General features: G+C 66.5%; 20 protein-coding genes and 1 pseudogene. 8 read left to right on the top strand and 13 right to left on the bottom strand.

Annotated elements, in window-relative coordinates; genetic code table 11:
* The first annotated feature begins 107 nt into the window (after window positions 1-107).
* Both mnmA and QE379_RS04735 read left to right on the top strand, forming a co-directional pair.
* Window positions 108-1,205: a tRNA 2-thiouridine(34) synthase MnmA gene (gene mnmA, locus QE379_RS04740; protein ID WP_306998344.1), complete on the top strand. Its 1,098-nt coding sequence runs from the start codon at window positions 108-110 to the stop codon at window positions 1,203-1,205.
* Between the two features lie 14 nt (window positions 1,206-1,219).
* Entirely contained in the window at window positions 1,220-1,492 is a 273-nt protein-coding gene (locus QE379_RS04735; protein WP_306998342.1) for a UvrB/UvrC motif-containing protein, read from the top strand.
* A gap of 383 nt (window positions 1,493-1,875) precedes the next feature.
* Here the strand turns inward: QE379_RS04735 and QE379_RS04730 are convergent, their stop codons facing one another.
* The 3 genes from QE379_RS04730 to QE379_RS04720 all read right to left on the bottom strand — a co-directional run bounded on the left by QE379_RS04730 (window position 1,876) and on the right by QE379_RS04720 (window position 3,552).
* Window positions 1,876-2,298: a GFA family protein gene (locus QE379_RS04730; RefSeq protein WP_306998340.1), complete on the bottom strand. Its 423-nt coding sequence runs from the start codon at window positions 2,296-2,298 to the stop codon at window positions 1,876-1,878.
* A 13-nt stretch (window positions 2,299-2,311) separates the two neighbouring features.
* Window positions 2,312-2,773 (bottom strand): GNAT family N-acetyltransferase, encoded by a 462-nt coding sequence (locus tag QE379_RS04725; RefSeq protein ID WP_306998338.1) that lies wholly within the window; start codon window positions 2,771-2,773, stop codon window positions 2,312-2,314.
* Between the two features lie 65 nt (window positions 2,774-2,838).
* Window positions 2,839-3,552, bottom strand: a complete 714-nt coding sequence (locus tag QE379_RS04720; RefSeq protein WP_306998336.1) for a DUF4163 domain-containing protein — start codon at window positions 3,550-3,552, stop codon at window positions 2,839-2,841.
* A 107-nt stretch (window positions 3,553-3,659) separates the two neighbouring features.
* Here QE379_RS04720 and QE379_RS04715 point away from each other — a divergent pair, with 107 nt between their 5' ends.
* From QE379_RS04715 to QE379_RS04700, 4 genes are all read left to right on the top strand, one after another.
* Window positions 3,660-4,904 carry a putative DNA modification/repair radical SAM protein gene (locus QE379_RS04715; protein ID WP_307003082.1) on the top strand — a complete coding sequence of 415 codons (1,245 nt, stop codon included), beginning with the start codon at window positions 3,660-3,662 and terminating at the stop codon, window positions 4,902-4,904.
* A gap of 68 nt (window positions 4,905-4,972) precedes the next feature.
* The gene (locus tag QE379_RS04710) at window positions 4,973-5,458 is read left to right on the top strand and encodes a hemerythrin domain-containing protein (RefSeq protein WP_306998334.1); all 486 of its coding nucleotides are present in this window, start codon (window positions 4,973-4,975) and stop codon (window positions 5,456-5,458) included.
* Window positions 5,459-5,634: 176 nt separating this feature from the next.
* Window positions 5,635-7,032, top strand: coding sequence for a UdgX family uracil-DNA binding protein (locus QE379_RS04705; RefSeq protein ID WP_306998333.1), 1,398 nt, complete (start codon window positions 5,635-5,637; stop codon window positions 7,030-7,032).
* Between the two features lie 192 nt (window positions 7,033-7,224).
* Entirely contained in the window at window positions 7,225-8,109 is an 885-nt protein-coding gene (locus tag QE379_RS04700; protein ID WP_306998331.1) for a hypothetical protein, read from the top strand.
* A 6-nt stretch (window positions 8,110-8,115) separates the two neighbouring features.
* On the opposite strand, the gene QE379_RS04695 is transcribed toward QE379_RS04700, so the two are convergent.
* Complete coding sequence (locus tag QE379_RS04695) at window positions 8,116-8,913, bottom strand: aldo/keto reductase (protein WP_306998329.1); 798 nt, start codon at window positions 8,911-8,913, stop codon at window positions 8,116-8,118.
* A gap of 75 nt (window positions 8,914-8,988) precedes the next feature.
* On the opposite strand from QE379_RS04695, the gene QE379_RS04690 reads away from it, so the two are divergent.
* On the top strand, window positions 8,989-9,624 hold the full coding sequence (locus tag QE379_RS04690; RefSeq protein ID WP_306998327.1) for a DedA family protein: 636 nt from the start codon (window positions 8,989-8,991) through the stop codon (window positions 9,622-9,624).
* Here the strand turns inward: QE379_RS04690 and QE379_RS04685 are convergent.
* The gene (locus tag QE379_RS04685) at window positions 9,579-10,976 is read right to left on the bottom strand and encodes a glycosyltransferase family 39 protein (protein ID WP_306998324.1); all 1,398 of its coding nucleotides are present in this window, start codon (window positions 10,974-10,976) and stop codon (window positions 9,579-9,581) included. The genes QE379_RS04690 and QE379_RS04685 overlap by 46 nt on opposite strands.
* A gap of 86 nt (window positions 10,977-11,062) precedes the next feature.
* Entirely contained in the window at window positions 11,063-11,536 is a 474-nt protein-coding gene (locus QE379_RS04680) for an Lrp/AsnC family transcriptional regulator (RefSeq protein ID WP_306998322.1), read from the bottom strand.
* A gap of 130 nt (window positions 11,537-11,666) precedes the next feature.
* Between QE379_RS04680 and QE379_RS04675 the strand changes: the two genes are divergently transcribed.
* Window positions 11,667-12,734: a Glu/Leu/Phe/Val dehydrogenase gene (locus tag QE379_RS04675; protein WP_306998320.1), complete on the top strand. Its 1,068-nt coding sequence runs from the start codon at window positions 11,667-11,669 to the stop codon at window positions 12,732-12,734.
* Between the two features lie 226 nt (window positions 12,735-12,960).
* Here QE379_RS04675 and QE379_RS04670 read toward each other — a convergent pair whose 3' ends face one another.
* The 7 genes and pseudogenes from QE379_RS04670 to QE379_RS04640 all read right to left on the bottom strand — a co-directional run bounded on the left by QE379_RS04670 (window position 12,961) and on the right by QE379_RS04640 (window position 18,370).
* The gene (locus QE379_RS04670) at window positions 12,961-13,434 is read right to left on the bottom strand and encodes a hypothetical protein (RefSeq protein WP_306998318.1); all 474 of its coding nucleotides are present in this window, start codon (window positions 13,432-13,434) and stop codon (window positions 12,961-12,963) included.
* Window positions 13,435-13,458: 24 nt separating this feature from the next.
* The gene (locus tag QE379_RS04665) at window positions 13,459-14,001 is read right to left on the bottom strand and encodes a demethoxyubiquinone hydroxylase family protein (RefSeq protein ID WP_306998316.1); all 543 of its coding nucleotides are present in this window, start codon (window positions 13,999-14,001) and stop codon (window positions 13,459-13,461) included.
* Window positions 13,998-14,492, bottom strand: coding sequence for a disulfide bond formation protein B (locus QE379_RS04660; protein WP_306998314.1), 495 nt, complete (start codon window positions 14,490-14,492; stop codon window positions 13,998-14,000). Before QE379_RS04660 ends, QE379_RS04665 begins: the two co-directional genes overlap by 4 nt.
* A gap of 2 nt (window positions 14,493-14,494) precedes the next feature.
* A pseudogene (locus QE379_RS04655) lies at window positions 14,495-15,782 on the bottom strand (S41 family peptidase).
* Between the two features lie 277 nt (window positions 15,783-16,059).
* Complete coding sequence (locus QE379_RS04650) at window positions 16,060-16,716, bottom strand: hypothetical protein (protein WP_306998312.1); 657 nt, start codon at window positions 16,714-16,716, stop codon at window positions 16,060-16,062.
* 66 nt (window positions 16,717-16,782) lie between these two features.
* Window positions 16,783-17,943, bottom strand: a complete 1,161-nt coding sequence (locus QE379_RS04645) for a murein hydrolase activator EnvC (protein WP_306998310.1) — start codon at window positions 17,941-17,943, stop codon at window positions 16,783-16,785.
* A 4-nt stretch (window positions 17,944-17,947) separates the two neighbouring features.
* The gene (locus tag QE379_RS04640) at window positions 17,948-18,370 is read right to left on the bottom strand and encodes a 23S rRNA (pseudouridine(1915)-N(3))-methyltransferase RlmH (RefSeq protein WP_042483928.1); all 423 of its coding nucleotides are present in this window, start codon (window positions 18,368-18,370) and stop codon (window positions 17,948-17,950) included.
* Window positions 18,371-18,380: the final 10 nt, after the last annotated feature.

The following is an 18,380-nucleotide window of genomic DNA, read 5'->3' as shown; positions in this document are numbered from 1 at the left end:
ATATGAAAGTCGGGTAAAGGGCGGGGACATTTTCCGCTTTTCTTCGCAAGCAGGCCGCTCGCTTTGCAAGCCGCGCGCGAAAGGCGTATGGCGCGCGCATGGAGCAGATGGTGGATTTTCAGCTTGGGGGCGATCCCCGGGCGCGGCGGATCGTGGTGGCCATGTCGGGCGGCGTCGACAGTTCGGTCGTGGCCGCGCTCGCCCATGCCACGGGGGCCGAAACCATCGGCGTCACCCTGCAACTCTATGACCATGGCGAGGCGGTGGGCCGCGCGGGGGCGTGCTGCGCCGGGCGGGACATTCGCGACGCGCGCGCGGTGTGCGATCGCCTCGGCATCGCGCATTATGTCTTCGATCACGAAGACAGTTTCCGGACCCAGGTGGTCGACCGCTTCGCCGACGAATATCTCGCCGGGCGCACCCCCATCCCCTGCGTCCAGTGCAATATGGGCCCGAAGTTCACCGACCTGCTGAAGCTCGCCCGCGATCTGGGCGCGGACTGTCTGGCGACCGGCCATTATGTCCGCCGCGTCGAGGGCCAAGGGGGCGCGGAACTGCATCGCGGGGCCGATCCCGCGCGCGACCAGAGCTATTTCCTGTTCGCGACGACGCAGGAGCAGTTGGACTTCCTGCGCTTCCCGCTCGGCGCGCTGCCCAAGTCCCGCGTGCGCGAGATCGCCGCCGAACTGGGACTGGGCGTCGCGGCCAAGCCCGACAGCCAGGATATCTGCTTCGTCCCCGATGGCGACTATGCAAGCCTCGTCCGCAAGCTGCGCCCCGAGGCCGATACGCGCGGTGACATCGTCGATCTGACGGGGGCAAAGCTGGGCGAGCATCGCGGACTGATCCACTATACGGTCGGCCAGCGGCGCGGTCTGGAGATCGGGGGCAGCCCCGAGCCGCTCTATGTCGTCCGGCTGGAGCCCGACACGAAGCGCGTCGTCGTCGGCCCGCGCACCGCGCTGGCGGTCGAGGCGGCGCGGCTTACGGCCATGAACGTGCTGGGTCCGCTCGATGGCCCGCTCTTCGCCAAGGTCCGCTCGATGGCGAAGCCCGTGCCCGCCCGCATGGTCGGCGATCGGCTGGTCTTCGAAGCGCCCGAATATGGCGTGTCGCCCGGCCAGGCGGCGGTGCTGTATGACGGCGACCGGGTGCTGGGCGGCGGCTGGATCGCACAGACCGAGGCGGCACGCATCGCCGCCTGAAGCGTTGTTCCGGCATGACCGGTCCGACTATCGAAGAACTGCGCCACCGGATGGAGGCCGCCGCCGAACGCCTCGACTTCGAGGAAGCGCGGGTGCTGCGCGACCAGATCAACCTGTTGCGCGGCGGGGCGGAGGATATGGCGGTCGACACCAGCGGCCTGACCCGACAACAACCCGGCGCAATGGGTCTGGGCACCAGCCAGTCCCGGCCAGAGCGCCCCGAAGGCTGGGTACCGCCCAAGAAACCCGACCCGATGACCAAAGGGCGTGGTCGGCGTCAGGGTTGAAGTTGGAGCGGGACGCGAAGAATATGTTCGCGCGGAGGCGCGGAGGACGCAGAGTTGTCGTGCCCGAGGCGGACACCAGTCCACTTTTGCCCCCCGATGATTCCGTGAGGCCCGCTACCGCAGGATCATATTTTCTCTGCGTCCTCCGCGCCTCTGCGCGCAAAAAGGTTGGCGGCTTCGCTTAGAGCGGGATGACATCAGGTTGATCCACCCCTCCCCTTCAGGGGAGGGGCCGGGGGTGGGGCGCTTCCACAAACGCAGGGGCCCGGGGGTGATGCCCCACCCCAACCCCTCCCCTGAAGGGGAGGGGCTCGGCTCAGGTCGATTCCATGTCATACGGCCACCTCGTTCAGCCGCATCTCCTCCTCACAAGCCCGCCACCCCTATGCGGGTTTGTCCCGGACGAAGCGAAGCACCCCGGCCAGCCGCGCCGGTTGGTGAGTGTCGCTGGGGTGGTTCACCCCGTCATTGACCGGAACCTCGGCGAAGTCGAAGGGCGATACCCCCTCCAGACAGGCAACGTTGACGCCATATTGATCGGGATTCGATCGCCGCTGATGATGGGTATAGATGCCGCACACCGAGCAGAAGAAATGCTCCGCTTGCCGCGTGTTGAACCGATAGCTGGTCAGCCTGTCCGCCCCCTGAAGGATGGTGACGCCGCCCATTTCGGCGGAGACGACGACCGCTCCGCGCATCCGGCAATAGGAACAGGTACAGCGTCGGACCGTGTCGAACCCGGCGGTCAGCCTCGCCTCGAATCGGACCGCCCCGCAATGGCAGTTTCCCGACACCATGTCGCTCATCCCGCTCTCCCTGTCAGCGCGCCCGCAGATCGAGCGCGAAAAACTGGTTATGCGGGCTGGGCGCATAGTCCGCGAACGCCTCGCACGGCACGAACCCCGCGCTGCGATACAGCGAGACGGCGGGCGCATGGAGCGGCGCGGTTCCGGTTTCCAGGCTGAGGCGGTCATAGCCCCGCGCCCGAGCCTCGCCGATGATATGAGTGAGCATCGCGCGTCCCACGCCCTTCCCACGCGCCTCCGGTGCGGCGCGCATCGACTTCACCTCGCCATGGCGCGGGTCGAGTTGCTTCAGCGCGCCGAAGCCGAGCAGCGCCTCCCCCTCCCACGCCGTCCAGAAGGTCACCGTCGGCGCCGACAGGCCCGATGCGTCCAGCGCGAAGGCATATCCCTCCATCGCCCCCTGCAATTCGCGTAAGTGCAGCGCCAGCAGATCGACGACATAGGGTGCGTTCGGGTCGTCCTGTCTGATTTCCACCGGGTCCTCCTTGCCACCACCCCGCAACCGTATCGCGATCGCGGCGGGTGGCAAGGCCGCCGGGTTCACCGCCCCGGCGCAAAGCCCGCGCGATAGGCGGGCTTCACCGCCGCCAGGATCGCCCGCGTCACCGGCAGCGTCACCTCATAGCTCCCCTCGGCATAGGAGCCCGCGACATAAGGGTCGGCGATCAGGCCGATCCGGTCGATCGCCCGGCCATTGCGCGATCCCAGCAGCAGGGTCAGGTCCTTGAGCGGCGGGCAGGCGTTCATCGACGACAGATCCCCCTGGTTGCGCCGCATCTGTTCGGCCTTCAGCCGGGCGCAGTAATCGGTGCGGGTCGCGGCTTGCAGCGCGGCCGACGAGACGAAGACCGATTGGGTCTCCAGCCGCCGCCCCGCCGCCTTGTCCCAGAGCAGCGCCGAAGAGGCGGGCTGCCCATGCGCGCCGCCGGTATAGTTGTAGCTGTCGCTCGACAGGCTGAGGAACCGGGGCGTCTCCGTCACCAGCTTCCAAGTCTTTTCATAGGAATAGGGGCGGAAGGGGAAACCGGACGCCTTGGCCTCGCGCCGATCCGACGCCGCATCACGCGCGGTGTTCCGGCGAATGGTGGTGGCCTCGGCGTCGAGTCCGCGCTTCAGGGCCGGAATCCGGGCCACGGCGGCGGGATAGCGATAGGTGAACTCATAATCCGCCGTCTTCGTCCGGATCGTCGCGACCTGCGCCGTCACCGGTCCGGCCATACCCAACAGCGCCAGCGCGATCATCACCTTCCGCATCGTCCAACTCCCTCCATGCGCCCTATGCGTGGACCAGCCGGGCTGTACGAACGATGACCGGCGGCCTGCGCCTTGTTCCGCGCCCCGTGAGAACGTATATCGAACAAATGGCGCAACTCGACACTCGTGAGAAGCTGGCGATCCTTGCGGACGCCGCCAAATATGACGCCTCCTGCGCGTCCTCGGGCACGTCGAAACGCGACAGCCGCGATGGCAAGGGGATCGGTTCGACCGAGGGGATGGGCATTTGCCACGCCTATGCGCCCGACGGCCGCTGCATCTCGCTCTTGAAGATATTGCTCACCAACAGCTGCATCTTCGACTGCCATTATTGCATCAACCGCAAATCCTCCAACGTCCGCCGCGCGCGCTTCACCGCGCACGAGGTGGTGAACCTCACCCTCGCCTTTTACCGGCGCAATTATATCGAGGGTCTGTTCCTCTCCTCGGGTATCATCAAGTCCTCCAACTACACGATGGAGCAGATCGTCGAGGTGGCGCGAAGCTTGCGCGAGGATCATGGCTTTCGCGGCTATATCCATCTGAAGACCATCCCCGACGCCGATCCCGAACTGGTCCGGCTGGCCGGGGTTCATGCCGACCGCGTGTCGATCAATGTCGAACTGCCGACGGTCGGCGGGTTGAAGCGGCTCGCTCCCGAAAAGGATGCGGCCCGGATCGAAGGCGCGATGGCCGAGGTGAAGACCGCGATCGACGACCGGCAGGATGCTGCCAAGAAGTACAAATCCGCCCCCGGCTTCGCCCCCGCAGGCCAGTCGACCCAGATGATCGTCGGCGCCGACGCCGCGACCGACCGCGATATCGTCGGACGCGCGGCGACGCTCTATGACCGCTTCCGCCTTCGCCGCGTCTATTATTCGGCGTTCAGCCCGATCCCCGACGCCTCGGCCGTGCTGCCGCTGCAACGCCCGCCGCTGATGCGCGAGCATCGGCTGTATCAGTCCGACTGGCTGATGCGCTTCTACGATTATCAACCGCGCGAAGTCGCCGCCGCCGCCGATGAGGCGACGGGGATGCTGCCGCTCGACATCGATCCCAAGCTCGCCTGGGCGCTGAAATTCCGGCAGCATTTCCCGGTCGATGTGAACCGCGCCCCGCGCGAGATGCTGCTGCGCGTGCCCGGCCTGGGGGTGAAGGCGGTGGACCGGATCATCGCCAGCCGCAAATGGCGGCGGCTGCGGCTGGAGGATGTGGGACGGCTGACCGTGTCGATCGCCAAGCTGCGCCCTTTCCTGATCGCGGAGGACTGGCGGCCGGTCGCGCTGGCCGAGCGGGCGGACCTGAAACCGCTGGTCAAACCGAAGGACACGCAACTCGAACTCTTCGCCTGAGTGAGAGTGATTCGCGGGTGAAACGAGCACCGCGCTTCGCCGTTGGGCTTCGCGAAGGAGATAGTGCGATGGCGACCGCCGACATTTATGCCGATCTGAAGCGCGATCACGACAAGCAGCGCGAGATGCTGAAACAACTCGCCGAACTCAAGGGCGACGGGGCCAAGCGCAAGAAGCTGTTCGAGGCGTTCCGCATCGAGATCCAGAGCCACGCCGCCGCCGAGGAGGAATCGCTCTACGCCACGATGCTGGGCGAACCCGAACTGCGCGACGACGCCCGCCATTCGGTGTCCGAGCATAAGGAGATCGACGATCTGCTGGGCGAGATGATGGACCTCGACTTCGCCTCGGACGAATGGGAATCGAAATTCTTCCACATGCGTCATCGCTATGAGCATCATATCGACGAGGAGGAGGAAGAGATGTTCCCCGCCGCCGAAAAGGAACTCGACGACGCGACCGAACAGAAGCTCGCCGAAATCTATGAGACGCGCAAACCCATCGAGGCGAAGGAGGCCAAGGCCAACCCGCCCGGCGGGGACGATCGCGATTGATATCCGATGACCTTGATCCTCCCCGGCACGGGGAGGGGAACCATGCAAAGCATGGTGGAGGGGGAGAGCCGCAAAGGACGACCTATGGGGAGCCCCCCCTCCGTCAGGCCTGCGGCCTGCCACCTCCCCGTACCGGGGAGGATCGGTGGGCGATTGCCGCTCACCGCCACTAACCCATGCGAATCGTCACCCTCCCCGCCCCCGACGACTTCGACGCCTGGCGCGACGCCGCACGGGGGCTGATCGCCGACAGCGTGCCGCCCGATCAGGTGGTGTGGCAGGTCGGCGAACAGGCCGGCGACCTGTTCGGCGCGGTGGCGGAAAAGGCCCCGGCCACAGACGCCCCGCGCTTCTCCGTGTCGCGCGGTTTCCTCGACCTCGCGCGCAGCGTCATCCTGTCCGACGACCCGCAGCGTTTCGCGCTGCTCCACACCGCGCTCGACCGGTTGCGCCGCCAGCCCAGATTGATCGAGGATCAGGCCGACCCACTGGTCCGCCGGCTCGATCGACTGGCCAAGGCGGTGCGACGCGACATCCACAAGATGCGTGCCTTTCTCCGTTTTCGCGAAACCGAGGATGACGAGGGCTTACGCTATGTCGCCTGGTTCGAGCCCGAACATCATATCGTGCGCGCCAATGCGGCCTTTTTCGTCAACCGCTTCACCACGATGCGCTGGTCGATCCTGACGCCCGAGGTGTCGCTGCACTGGGACGGCAAGACGCTGTCCGAGGGCCCCGGCGCGACCCGGGCGGACGCGCCGGAGGGCGATCCGACCGAGGCGGTGTGGAAGACCTATTATGCCAGCATCTTCAACCCCGCGCGCGTGAAGATCGGCGCGATGCTCAAGGAGATGCCGCGCAAATACTGGAAAAACATGCCGGAAACCGCGTTGGTCTCAGCACTGATCGCAGGAGCGCAGGCGCGGGAGACGGGCATGATCGACACCGCCAGAACGGATGTGCGGACGGGCCGCGGCGGCAATGCGCAAGGCGCCTGGGCGGCGTTGCGGGACGAGGCGATGGGCTGCACCCGCTGCCCGCTCCACGCGCCCGCCACCCAGACGGTGTTCGGCGAAGGCCCGGTCGACGCGCCGCTGATGTTCGTCGGCGAGCAGCCTGGCGATCAGGAGGATCTGGCGGGCCATCCCTTTGTCGGGCCCGCCGGCCAGGTCTTCGACCGCGCGGTGGCGGAGGCCGGGATCGACCGCGCGCGGGCCTATGTCACCAACGCGGTCAAGCATTTCAAGTTCGAGCCGCGCGGCAAGCGCCGCATCCACAGTTCCCCCAATGCGGGCGAGATCCAGGCCTGTCGCTGGTGGGTGGAGCAGGAACGGCTGCTGGTCCAGCCGCAGGTGACGGTGGCGCTGGGCGCGACGGCGGCGCGCTCGCTGTTCGGCAAGGTGATGACCATCGCGCACGCGCGGGGCAAAGCGTTGACCCTGCCCGATGGCGGCATGGCCTTTATTACCGTGCACCCAAGCTATCTGCTCCGCCTGCCCGATCCGGAGGCGAAGAAGGTGGAATATGCGCGGTTCGTCGAGGATTTGAAGCTGGCGGCGGAAGCTTTGGGCTAACGACACGGCTTGGATATGGCCCCATTTTCGTCCAGACCGTGACATAAGCGGAATGACGGGGGTGGAAACATGGCGATGGACTTTCGATGGACCGGCATGGTCCTGACGGGACTTCTGGTCCTATTCGCCACGCCCGCTCGAGCGCAGCAGAAGCCGCCTTCGATAGTGCGATCCTCCGTTCGGACGACACCGGTGGTCGATACGGATATCGCCCGTTTCTGGCGCGCATTCGATGCGATCAACGCCGCCACTCCCGCCGATCGGCTGCGGCTGATCCAGACGCTCTACGTCGATCCAGGCACACCCGGCCTTCACGCGCTGATGGCGGCGCGACGCTACACGGCGCAGGAATATGTCGACGCCATCGCCAAATGGCCCAAATTCTGGGCCTCGGTCCGTCCCCTGACCGCACGGTCGGCCGACGCCACGACGACACTGAATGGCGATGTGGAGCGGTTCCGCCGCCTCTATCCCCAACTCCGCCCCGCCACCATCACTTATGCCATCGGAGTGCTGCGCACCGGCGGCACGACGGTCGGCGACAAGGTGCTGATCGGCGCGGAACTGGGGCTGGGGGATGAAAGCGTCGACGTATCCGAACTGCCCGAGCCGCTGCGGACCCGGCTGGGCACATTTTTCCGATCGCGCCCCTTCGCCAACAATGCGCAGAACAATATCCACGAATATGTCCATACGCAGCAGCAGGAGACGCAGGGTAATTTGCTCCAGCAATCGCTGCGCGAAGGCGTGGCGGAACTGGTCGCCGAACTGATCACCGGTCGCAAGCCCGCCCTGCCGGTCTATAGATATGGCCCATCGCACGAGGCGGCGATCAAGGCGCGTTTCGTGATCGAGATGGGCGGCAACGATTACGACAACTGGCTGTGGAACAGCGCCGCCAATCCCTTCGGTGTCAGCGACTTGGGCTATTTCGTCGGCTATCGGATCGCGCGCCGCCATTATGACGCCGCGAAGGATAAGCGGGCGGCGATCAGGACGCTGATCGAGCTGCCCTATGACGATGCGTCCGCCATTCGCGGCTTCGTGGAGCGGACCGGATATTTGCGGGGGGCCTGAGCGCCCTTACATTTCCCTGGGATCAGGCCCGATGCGCCCGTCCGCATCGTCCAGCGCATCGATCGCGGCGATATCCTCGTCGTCCAGCGTCAGTTCGCTCGCCGCGAAATTGTCCGCCATGTGCGCCGCATCCGCCGCTTTAGGGATCACCGACAGGCCATGCGCCAGATGCCAGGCGAGCACCACCTGCGCCGTCGAACGGCCATGCTTCTCCGCGATCCGAACGATCTCGGGGAGTTGCAGCAGATCGCCACCCCGCCCCAACGGGCTCCAGCTTTGGGTGACGATGCCCTTGGCCTCGTGATAGGCGCGCGCCTCGCGCTGCTGGAAACGGGGGTGGAGTTCGATCTGGTTGACGGCGGGCGCCACGCCCGTCGCCTCGATGATCCGGTCGAGATGCTCGGGGAGAAAGTTCGATACGCCGATCGACGTCGCCTTGCCCACCTCGCGCAAGCCGATCAGGCTCCGCCACGCCTCGACATAGGCGTCCTCGGCAGGCACCGGCCAGTGGATCAGATACAGGTCTACCGCCTCGACGCCCAACAGCGCCAGGCTCTCGTCCAGCGCCGCTTCGGCATCACGGTGGCGGTCGTTCCACAGCTTGGTGGTCAGGAAGACATCGGCGTCGCGCAGACCGTCGCCCACTCCCCGCTCATTGCCATAGATGGCGGCGGTGTCGACCAGCCCGTATCCGGTATCCAGCCCGCGCCGCACCACCAGCGCGACCTGCGAATCGGGAATCTGATAGGTGCCCAGCCCCATTCGGGGCATGGACCGGCCGTCGTTCAGGGTCAGCATGGTCATGGCGTCCCAAACCGACCGATGCGCGCGCCGGTTCCGATTGACCCCCGCCCCCCGATCGCGCAAGTCGCTGGCCCCATGGTCGAGCATATTCTTTCCGCGCTGGCGAGCTTCGCCATCTGGGTGATTTCCACCGGTGGCTATCTGGGCATCATGCTGCTGATGGCGATCGAGAGCGCCTGCATCCCGCTGCCCTCCGAAATCATCATGCCGTTCGCGGGCTATCTGGTGTCGACCGGACAGTTCAACCTCTACCTCGCCGCGACGGCGGGGGCGCTGGGGTGCAACCTCGGCTCGATCGTCGCCTATGAGATCGGCAAGCGCGGCGGACGCCCTGTGGCGGAACGTTGGGGCAAATATCTGCTGATCGGGCCCGGCGAACTGGATGCGGCCGACCGGTTCTTCGCGCGCTATGGTTCGATCGCGGTGCTGATCGGGCGGCTGCTGCCCGTCATCCGCACCTTCATCGCCTTTCCGGCGGGGGTGGCGCGGATGAGACTGGTCCCCTTCCACCTCTATACCTTCATCGGCAGTTGGCCCTTCTGCCTGGTCCTCGCCATCGTCGGGCGCGAATTGGGGGAGAAATGGGATTCGGACCCGCGCGTGAAAGCCTTTTTTCACCGCGCCGATCTGGCGATCGGGATCGTGCTGGTCGTGCTGATCGGCCTTTATGTCTGGCACCGGGTGCGCGGGCTCAAGCGCGCGCAGGACTGAACCAGCCACAGCGACAAGGGGACGGCGATCAGGGCCCAGAGTGCCAGGCCGTTCCACGGGGTCCATCCCCACCATTCGGACGCGACGGTGCGGAGGTCGCCGAAGCGGAAATGCTGCTGGATCACCGCGTCCCACCAAGCCCAGCGGAACGGCGGCGGCGCGAAGATTTCCGCCGCCGCGATGGTCAGGTTGATGCCGATCGACACCAGCAGGAACGCGACATTCACCCCGCGCAGCCAGAACGACCGTGTCGCTGCCCAGAAGGGCGAGAGGCCCAGCGCCGCCACCCCCGCCAGCGGCATGGCATGGCGCGGGCCCGTCGCATTGCCGCCCTCCCAATAGACATAGGCGGCATTGACCAGCAGCGCGACCAGCGCCACCCCGCCCGCCGTCAACGCCAACCCGCGCGTCTCCCGCTCCTCCCCCAGCCGCCACAGTCCGAAGGGTGCCAGGACCAGGATCGGCGCGACCCAGATCAGCCCGCGCGTCGGCCCCGCCAATATCGCCAACAGCACGCGCGGATCGGGGGCGGTCAGGCCGAACAGCCCCCGGTTCATCCCCTCGAACCCGACCACGCCCGAATAGCCGATTCGGAACAGCGTCCCGAATGCAAAGAGATTATAGGCGAACAGCGGCAGCAGCCCGATCAGTCCCCCCGCGATCAACGGCCATAGCACCATGGGGTCACGGCGATCACGCCATAGCGCCCATAGCCCGATCAGCGATCCCGCCAGCACCGCCTGATACTCGACCACCACGGCCCAGCCCAGAGCGAGCCCCGCCACCGCCAGCCATCGCCCTCCGCCGCGCGCGATGGCGGCCAGCGCGATGACGAACAGCGCCGCGACGCTGGCATGACCGAGCAGGGTCGTCGCATAGCCCCAGATCGGCGTCCCCAGTGCATAGCCCAGCGCCGCGAACAGCCCCGCGCCCGCCTGCCCCGTCACGCGGCGGCCCAGGTCGAACAACAGGACCGCCGCGATCGCGGTCAGCAGCGCCGAGCCCAGCGCTGAAGCGACCCGCGTCCGCAACCGAAGATAACGGACAAAGCCTTCGTCCCCCGCCGACATCGGATGCCGGTCCGCCCGGTCGCCGGTGATCGCATCGACCATCGCCACGGCGGGCAATGCCATCAGGGTCATGCCCGGCGCCTTGTCGAGATAGACATGGTCCCCGAACTGCGCCTTGTCGATCGTCAGCGGCGCCATCGGGTCGATCGTCGCGGTGCCGTTCTCCACCATGCGCACCGTGGCGAACAATCGGGTGGCGTTGTTGGGGTTCAGCTCCCAAGACCCGAACCAGCTCCCCGAGAACCAGACCAGCAGGAAGAGGCCGATCCGGATGCCGCTCAAGCCCTTGCCCCTTATCATCGCCTTCCTCTCGCTGCGCCGCCGCTATCGCCCCCTTTCCTCCCCCGCAAGGGGAGGAATGATCGGACCTATCCCGCCGGAATGGGCAGTGCGCTGGTCGATTTGATTTCCGACAGCGCGACGGTCGAGTTGATTTCCTGCACGCCCGGCAGGTTCGACAGCCGCTCGAAGAACAACCGCTCATAGGATTCGATGTCCGCCGCGACGATACGCAGCATGAAGTCGACCGAGCCCATCAGGACGTGACACTCCATTACCTCGGGGATGTCCCGGATCGCGGCGGCGAATTCGTCGAGATTGGCGCGGCCATGGGCATTCAGCTTCACCTGCGCGAAGATCTGCGCCTTGAGCCCGACCTTGGCACGGTCGACCAGTGCCACCCGCCGCTTGATGATCCCGTCGCGTTCCAGCCGGTCAATCCGCCGCCAGCAGGGCGAGGCGGACAGACCCACCGCTTCGGCGATGGCGGCGGTGGACAGACTGGCATCCTCCTGAAGCAGAGCGAGGATACGCCGTTCCCAGACATCGAGATTATGCGGCATGATTATCCGTTTATGTCTTATTTATAGGTATATTCAATCGAAAATAGCGCATTCGTCCATGCAATGCGGCCAGTTTCGCCTCGCATCCTGCGCTATCACTCCCCTCGTCAGACCATTCAGGGATCACCGCATGTCGTTCACCGCCCAACATCACCAGGATCTGCCGCCCGAAGAGGTGGTGACATTCTATGACCGGGAAAGCGGCGCGCGGGGGATCATCGCGCTCCATTCGACCACCCTGGGACCGGCGGCGGGCGGGTGTCGGTTGTGGCGTTATCCCGATCACCACACCGCCACGCTGGACGCGCTGCGGCTGGCCGAGGGCATGGCGCTCAAGAACGCGCTGGCCGAACTGCCCTTTGGCGGGGGGAAGGCGGTGATCTGCCTGCCCGATGGACCGTTCGACCGGGCCGCGCTGTTCCGGACCTTCGGCCGGCAAGTCGCCGCGCTCAAGGGCCGCTATGTCACCGCCGAGGATGTCGGCACCAGCGTCACCGACATGAGCGAGGTCGCCACTCAGACCCGCCATGTCGCCGGACTTCCCGCCAAGGGCGCGCAGCCGGGTGGCGATCCGTCGCCCTGGACCGCGCTGGGCGTGATGCAGGCGATGCAGGTCGCCGTCAGCCACCGGCTGGGGGCGGAGCTGTCCGACGTGACCGTGGCGGTGCAGGGGCTGGGCCATGTCGGCTATGCCCTGTGCGAATTGCTGCACGAGGCGGGAGCCAAGCTGGTCGTCGCCGAACCGCGCAGCGAGGTCGCGGCGCGCGCCGCCGACCGGTTCGGTGCGATGGTGATGAGCAGCCGCGCGCTGCTGTCGGCGAGGGTCGATGTGCTGGCGCCTTGTGCGCTCGGCGGTGTCCTGAATGCCAGGAGCGTTGCGGAACTGAAGGCCAGCGTGGTGTGCGGCGCGGCCAACAACCAACTGGTCGATGACGGCATGGCGGAACGCCTGGCCGAACGCGACGTGCTCTACGCGCCCGACTTCCTCGTCAATGCGGGCGGGATCGTCAATGTCGCGGGCGAGTATCTGGGCTGGCGCAAGCCGGAGGTCCGCCGTCGCGTCCTGGCGATCGGCGCACGGATGAAGACCGTGCTCGCCCAGGCCGAGCGTGCCGGGCTGACCCCGCACCATGCCGCGCGTGGAATCGCGCACGACCGTATCGCGCAGAGCCCGCGGGTGCAGGCGGAGGCGGCCTGACCCATGGCCTTGGACTTCGCTCAGGCCGAACGGAGGGTGGGAGGGTATCCCAACCCCCGTTCACGCTGAGCGAAGTCGAAGCGCACGTCTCGCCCTATCAACAAGCACCATTCCTCCCTGTAAGGGGAGTGGGACCATGCGCAGCATGGTGAAGGGGGGATTCCGCACAGGTCACCCTCGCGGAAATCCCCCTCTCATGCCCCTCCCCATTCCGGGGAGGACGCGATCAAGGATTCTGCGGTTCCTCGTCCCGCTTGCGCTGGGCGTTGACCGCGCGATTCTCCCGCGCGCGCTGGACGAAGCAGCCCGTCGCGCCGCCCGCGCCGACCGCCGAGCAACTGCCGATGCTGTTCACACCGGTCCCCTCGTTGAGCGTACCGGTCGCGCGCGCGGCCCAGCTTTCATTCTCGGGCGTCACCTGAAGCTCGCGAAGCTCCTTGGGAACGCGGAACTGCTCCTCGGCGCTGCGGCGAACGCAGACGACGATCTCGTTGCCATTGGTGTCGGTCGGGCAGCGTTCGTTGCCGAACAGGGTCAGCACGCCGTTGACCGGCGCGTTGCGGGATACCTCGCCCGGTCCTTCGATCGGCTTGGCCTTGATCGCGCCCGGTGCCGCGACCTGCTGCGCCATGACGGGACCGCCCGCCTCAACCATCGCCAAGCTCGTCAGCGCTGCCCAGCGCCATGAACGGTGGAACATCCTCTCTCTCCCGCTCGTCCGACGTCAGACCCGCTTGGCCGCGGCGATCGCGACCTTGCAGCCTGCCCGGATCAATCCATACAGCACCGGATAGGCGATCGCCTCCTCCGCGCCCGCGCCCAGCGCATGGTCGCGATGCTCCAGTTCCTCGGCCTGGAAATCGGCGATCGCGTTCGACAATTCGGCGTCGCTGTCGCCCAGTTCGTCGAGCTGCGCCTGGTAATGTTTGTCGATCTCGGTCTCGACCGCCGCGGTGCAGGCCATCGCCGCCTTGGGGCTGATGGCCGCCGTGATCGCACCCAGCGCGAAACCCGCCTTGTCCCAGAAGGGCTGGAACAGCGTCGGGCGAACCCGGCGCTCAGCGATCATCCGGTCGAAAAAGGCGCGGTGACGCTCCTCCTGCTCGGCCATGTGGTGGATGGCGCGGGCGAAGGGGTGCCGGTCGCCCAGCACCGCCAATTGCCCCGCATAGATGCGGGTCGCGCCATATTCCCCGGCCTGGTCCACCCGGACCATCGCCTTCATCGGTTCGCGCCGGTCGCCCGGCATCCAGCGAAGCTGGCTCATCGTGCCTTCCTCATCAACACCAGGATCGCCGCCGCGCCGCCCAGCGACAGGAGCGCGTTGAACCCGGCCAGCGAAATCCCGCCCAGGGTCCATTGCGCCACGTCGCAGCGGATGACCGGCGCATGCATGATCGCATTCAGCCGGTCGGTCGCGCTCAACCCATCCAGGTTCACCGTCGAGGTGCAGGCGGTAAAGCCCTGCCACCAGCCATATTCGACCCCGGCATGGGCGACACCGATCGCCCCCGATACCGCGATCAACAACGCGGCAAGGATGACAAGCGATCCCCGGATGCTGCGCTGGGCCACGAAGAAGGCGGCAAGTGCGGGCACCAGCGCGGCGTAATGCGGCCAGCGCTGCCAATGGCACATCTCGCAGGGGTAGAGGCCGCCGAACACCTGGCTGCCCCAAGCCCCGGCGAGCAGCGCCAGCGGCAGGAAGAAGGCGATCAGGTTCGCCCGTGTCTCGTTGCGGGTGCGGGGGGTGCTCATCGTCACTTCACCGGCGGCTTGGTGGCGGCGGCGACCTGGTCTGGTCCGCCCAGCCGCGCGACGGTCTTCAGCGCATAATAAAGCTGGAAGTCCTCGACCCCCTGCTTCTTCAACGCTTCGGGTGTCATCGCGAAGCGCGGATCGTCCTTGGTATCCTCTTCCAGGATCGCGTTATCGGCCTTCACCTCGTTGATCAGGTGGCGGCGCAGATCGGCCCTCGCGGAAGACGGGACGCGTCTTGTAATCGGGGTCGGAAATCTGCGGCACCTTGATGTCCGGCTCGATCCCGCCCTCCTGCACCGACCGGCCCGAGGGGGTGTAGTAGCGCGCGGTGGTCAGGCGGAGCGCCGTCTCCGGCCCCAGCGGCAGCAGCGTCTGGACCGACCCCTTGCCGAAGCTGCGCTCGCCCATCACCAGCGCGCGGTGATGATCCTGGAGCGCGCCCGCGACGATCTCCGACGCCGAGGCGGTGCCCGAATTGGTCAGCACGATCACCGGCAGGCCATGCGCGTCGTCGCCGGGCTTGGCATAATAGCGCTCGATATCCGACTTTTCGCGTCCGCGCTGCGACACGATCTCGCCGTGATCGAGGAAGGCGTCGCTGACCGCGATCGCCTGGGTCAGCAACCCGCCGCCATTGTCACGCAGGTCGACGACATAGCCCAGCGGCCGATGCCCCAGCGCCTTGTCGATCGCCATGATCGCCGCGCGCGTGTCCGCGCCGGTATTTTCGGAGAAGGTGTTGATGTTGATATAGCCGACATCGCCCTTCACCTCCCACTTGACCGGGCGCTGGACGATGACCTCGCGTACCAGGGTCAGCTCGATCGGCTTGTCGCGGCCGGGACGCACGATGGTCAGGTTGATCTTGGTGCCCGGCTTGCCCCGCATCTGGCCGATCGCCTCGTCCAGCGACTGGCCATAGATCAGCTTGCCGTCGATATGGGTGATATAGTCGCCCGATTTCACCCCCGCACGGCCCGCCGGGGTATCCTCCTGCGGCGCGATGACCTTGATCGCGCCGTCCTCCATCGAGACGGTCAGGCCCAGACCGCCATAATTGCCCTCGGTCTGGATCTTCAGATTGTCGAAATCGAGCGCGTCGACATAGCTGCTATGCGGGTCGAGCGCCGCCAGCATTCCCTGGATCGCGCCCTTGATCAGCGTGTCGTCATCGACCTTGTCGACATAATCGGCCTTGATCCGGTTATAGACGTCGAGGAACCGGTCGAACTGGCGGACCGTCGAGCTGTCCACCGCCGCCATCGCGGAGGTGGTGATCGGCACCATGGCCAGCGCGCCGACAATGGCAGTAGCAGTCAGAAGCGGACGTTTCGGCAGCGTACGGGGCATCGAGGGTCCTGGACCAGAAAAGCGAACCGCCTGTGTAGCGGCAAGCCGGGAGCAATCAAAGCGCAACCGTGCTGAACCAGGGCTGAGCGGGGGTGGGGTTCGCGTCGAGAGTGGGGAGCAACGACGATGCCGGAGGAGGGGCCATTTCCGAAGGGATCGGATTTTGGGAATTAGCTGACTATCCTCAATGAGTAGCAATCCTCACCAACTAAACTCATTTTCTTGAATTAGTAGCGCCAGCGTTTGGCGTGCACACATAGTCCTTCGAAAGATCCGCGTTTCCGCCACTGCGTAAATGGGCCATTCCGCTAGGACAGGCACCACCAGTCACCCGTTCATTGCGAACAATGGTGGCGATACTTTCCCGAATATCTGATTGCAGTTGAGGGCAATCTTGTTTTATAAGGTGCGCCCCGCCTGTTCCGCCCGTAACATCCCGGCATGGCTGGTTGGTGACCGTATTGGAGGGCTCTAGTTCGCCCTCCTTTCTCACTTTATTTCCGGACACGGTGCCAGTGTTAATTAGGACTGCGCCAACAGAACCGTTCCGTTGTGGAAAAAACATCATTGAGTTGCCACCTGAAACCGGCGCGTGATGCGGTCCCGCACTACAAGCTGACAGCATAACCACACAGGTCAATAGACCGATCAATGAACGTCGATGCTTATAGCCGCAGGTTTGCATGACATGTTGTTTCACAAATAGGTGTGAACTGCAAACGGCTTCCCGATTGGGAACCAGTGACAAGATCCGGTTGCGCCGTTCATGCTGATGGACATTACGGGCTTCGCTTTCCCAAAACCTGTTCCCGATCACGCCTTCCCAAAACGGCCGTTTGGGGACGGGAAAATGGGAAAGATCGCGCTGCAAGAACGGCAACGTCGATGACGCGAACGGCGCAATGGATCGGGGAGCAAGCAAAGCCCTTGCGTGCCCTCACCCCAGGATCGCCGCTATGTCCATCGGTCGCCCGTCACGCCGCAACTCCACCGTCACGCGCGGCTCCCAACCGGTCCGCCCCCGCCCCGCACGGCCGAGCACCGTGCCCGCCGCGACGCGCTGGCCCGGCTTGACCGCGATGCCGCCCAGGCCCGTGACCAGGCTGGTCCACCCTGCGCCATGGTTGACGATGACGATCCCGCCATAGCCCCGGAACGCCCCCGCATAGCGGACCTCGCCGCCCGCAGGTGCGACGACGGGCGCATAGGGGACGGTCGCCAGCGTGATGCCGCGCGCACGGACGCCCGAGTCCGAAATCTCGCCGAAGCCGCCCGCGACCTTGCCTCGCACCGGCAGGCGATAGGTGCCGGGCGCGATGGCCGGGCCGATGACGCCGGGCGCAAGCGGGCGTGAGAGCGGCCCCGGAAGCGCCAGCAATTCGCCCGCCGTCGCATGGGCCTCGCCGCGTTCGGCCATGCGGTCGACAATGTCGCGCGCCGCTTCGCCCAGTGCCAGCGCGCGGTTGGATTCGTCGACCGCCACCTGCACCAGCGCATCGGCACGACCACGATGACGCTCCTCCAGCCGGGCCAGCGTCTGGCGTTCGGCCTCCAGCCTGGTGGTCGTGGCGGCCAGCGCCCGCGCCGCCACGACCACCTGCGCGCGGACGCGGCGGGTCGCGGCCAGTTCGGTGCGAACCGCCGCCGACCGCGCGGCGATGACCGGCGATACGGTGGCGAAGACGGCGCGGACATGCGCCAGATCGGCGATCGAGCCCGGTTGCGCCACCGCCGCGACCGGGGGCCTGGCCGCCATGCTCTGCATCGCCGCCAGCAGATGCGCGAGCGGGGCCTGCGACTGCGCCAGCCGCGCCCGTTGCTGGGCCAGCAAACCGGCGACCAGATCGACCCGCGCGCGCGCCGCCGTCACCTCCGCCTCCGCCGCCGCGACGCGCGCCGCCATGGCCCGCTCCCTGGCCTGGGCGATGGCGGCGGCATCGCGCTCGGCCCCGGCCTGTCGCTCCAGCGCCGCCGCCCGTGCCTGTGCCGCCGCCGCGCCCGCGCGCGCATCGGCCAGGCGGCGCTGGTCGGCGGCGATGTCGGTCGCGCCGAGCAGCGCCAGGGCCGCCAGCGCCAGCACGCCATGACGCCGCTTCACACGCCTATCCCTCGCGGTGATAGGGATGGTTGGCGAGGATGCTGGTCGCGCGGAACAGTTGCTCGGCCAGCATCGCGCGCGCCATCATGTGCGGCCAGGTCGCGCGGCCATAGGAGATGAGCAGGTCGGCGCGGGCCCGGTCGGCATCCTCGAACCCGTCCGCCGCGCCGATCATGAACCGGCACTCGCGCACGCCATCGTCGCGCCAGCGCTCCAGCCGACGCGCGAAATCCATCGAGGAGAGATTCTCGCCCTTCTCGTCCATCAGGACCAGGCGCGCCTGTCCTTCCAGCGGCGGGACCTTCCCCCCTGTGTCGGGGAGTTCGGTGACCTTGGTCGGCCAGCCGATCCGCTTGATATAGCGATCGACCAGCTCGGCCTCGGGCGAACGGCCGATCCGCCCGCGCGCGACGATATGCAGCAGCACGGGCGGACCC

The organism is Sphingomonas sp. SORGH_AS_0879, from assembly GCF_030819175.1.
Classification (GTDB): domain Bacteria; phylum Pseudomonadota; class Alphaproteobacteria; order Sphingomonadales; family Sphingomonadaceae; genus Sphingomonas.
This window is presented reverse-complemented; position numbering and strand designations above follow the sequence as displayed.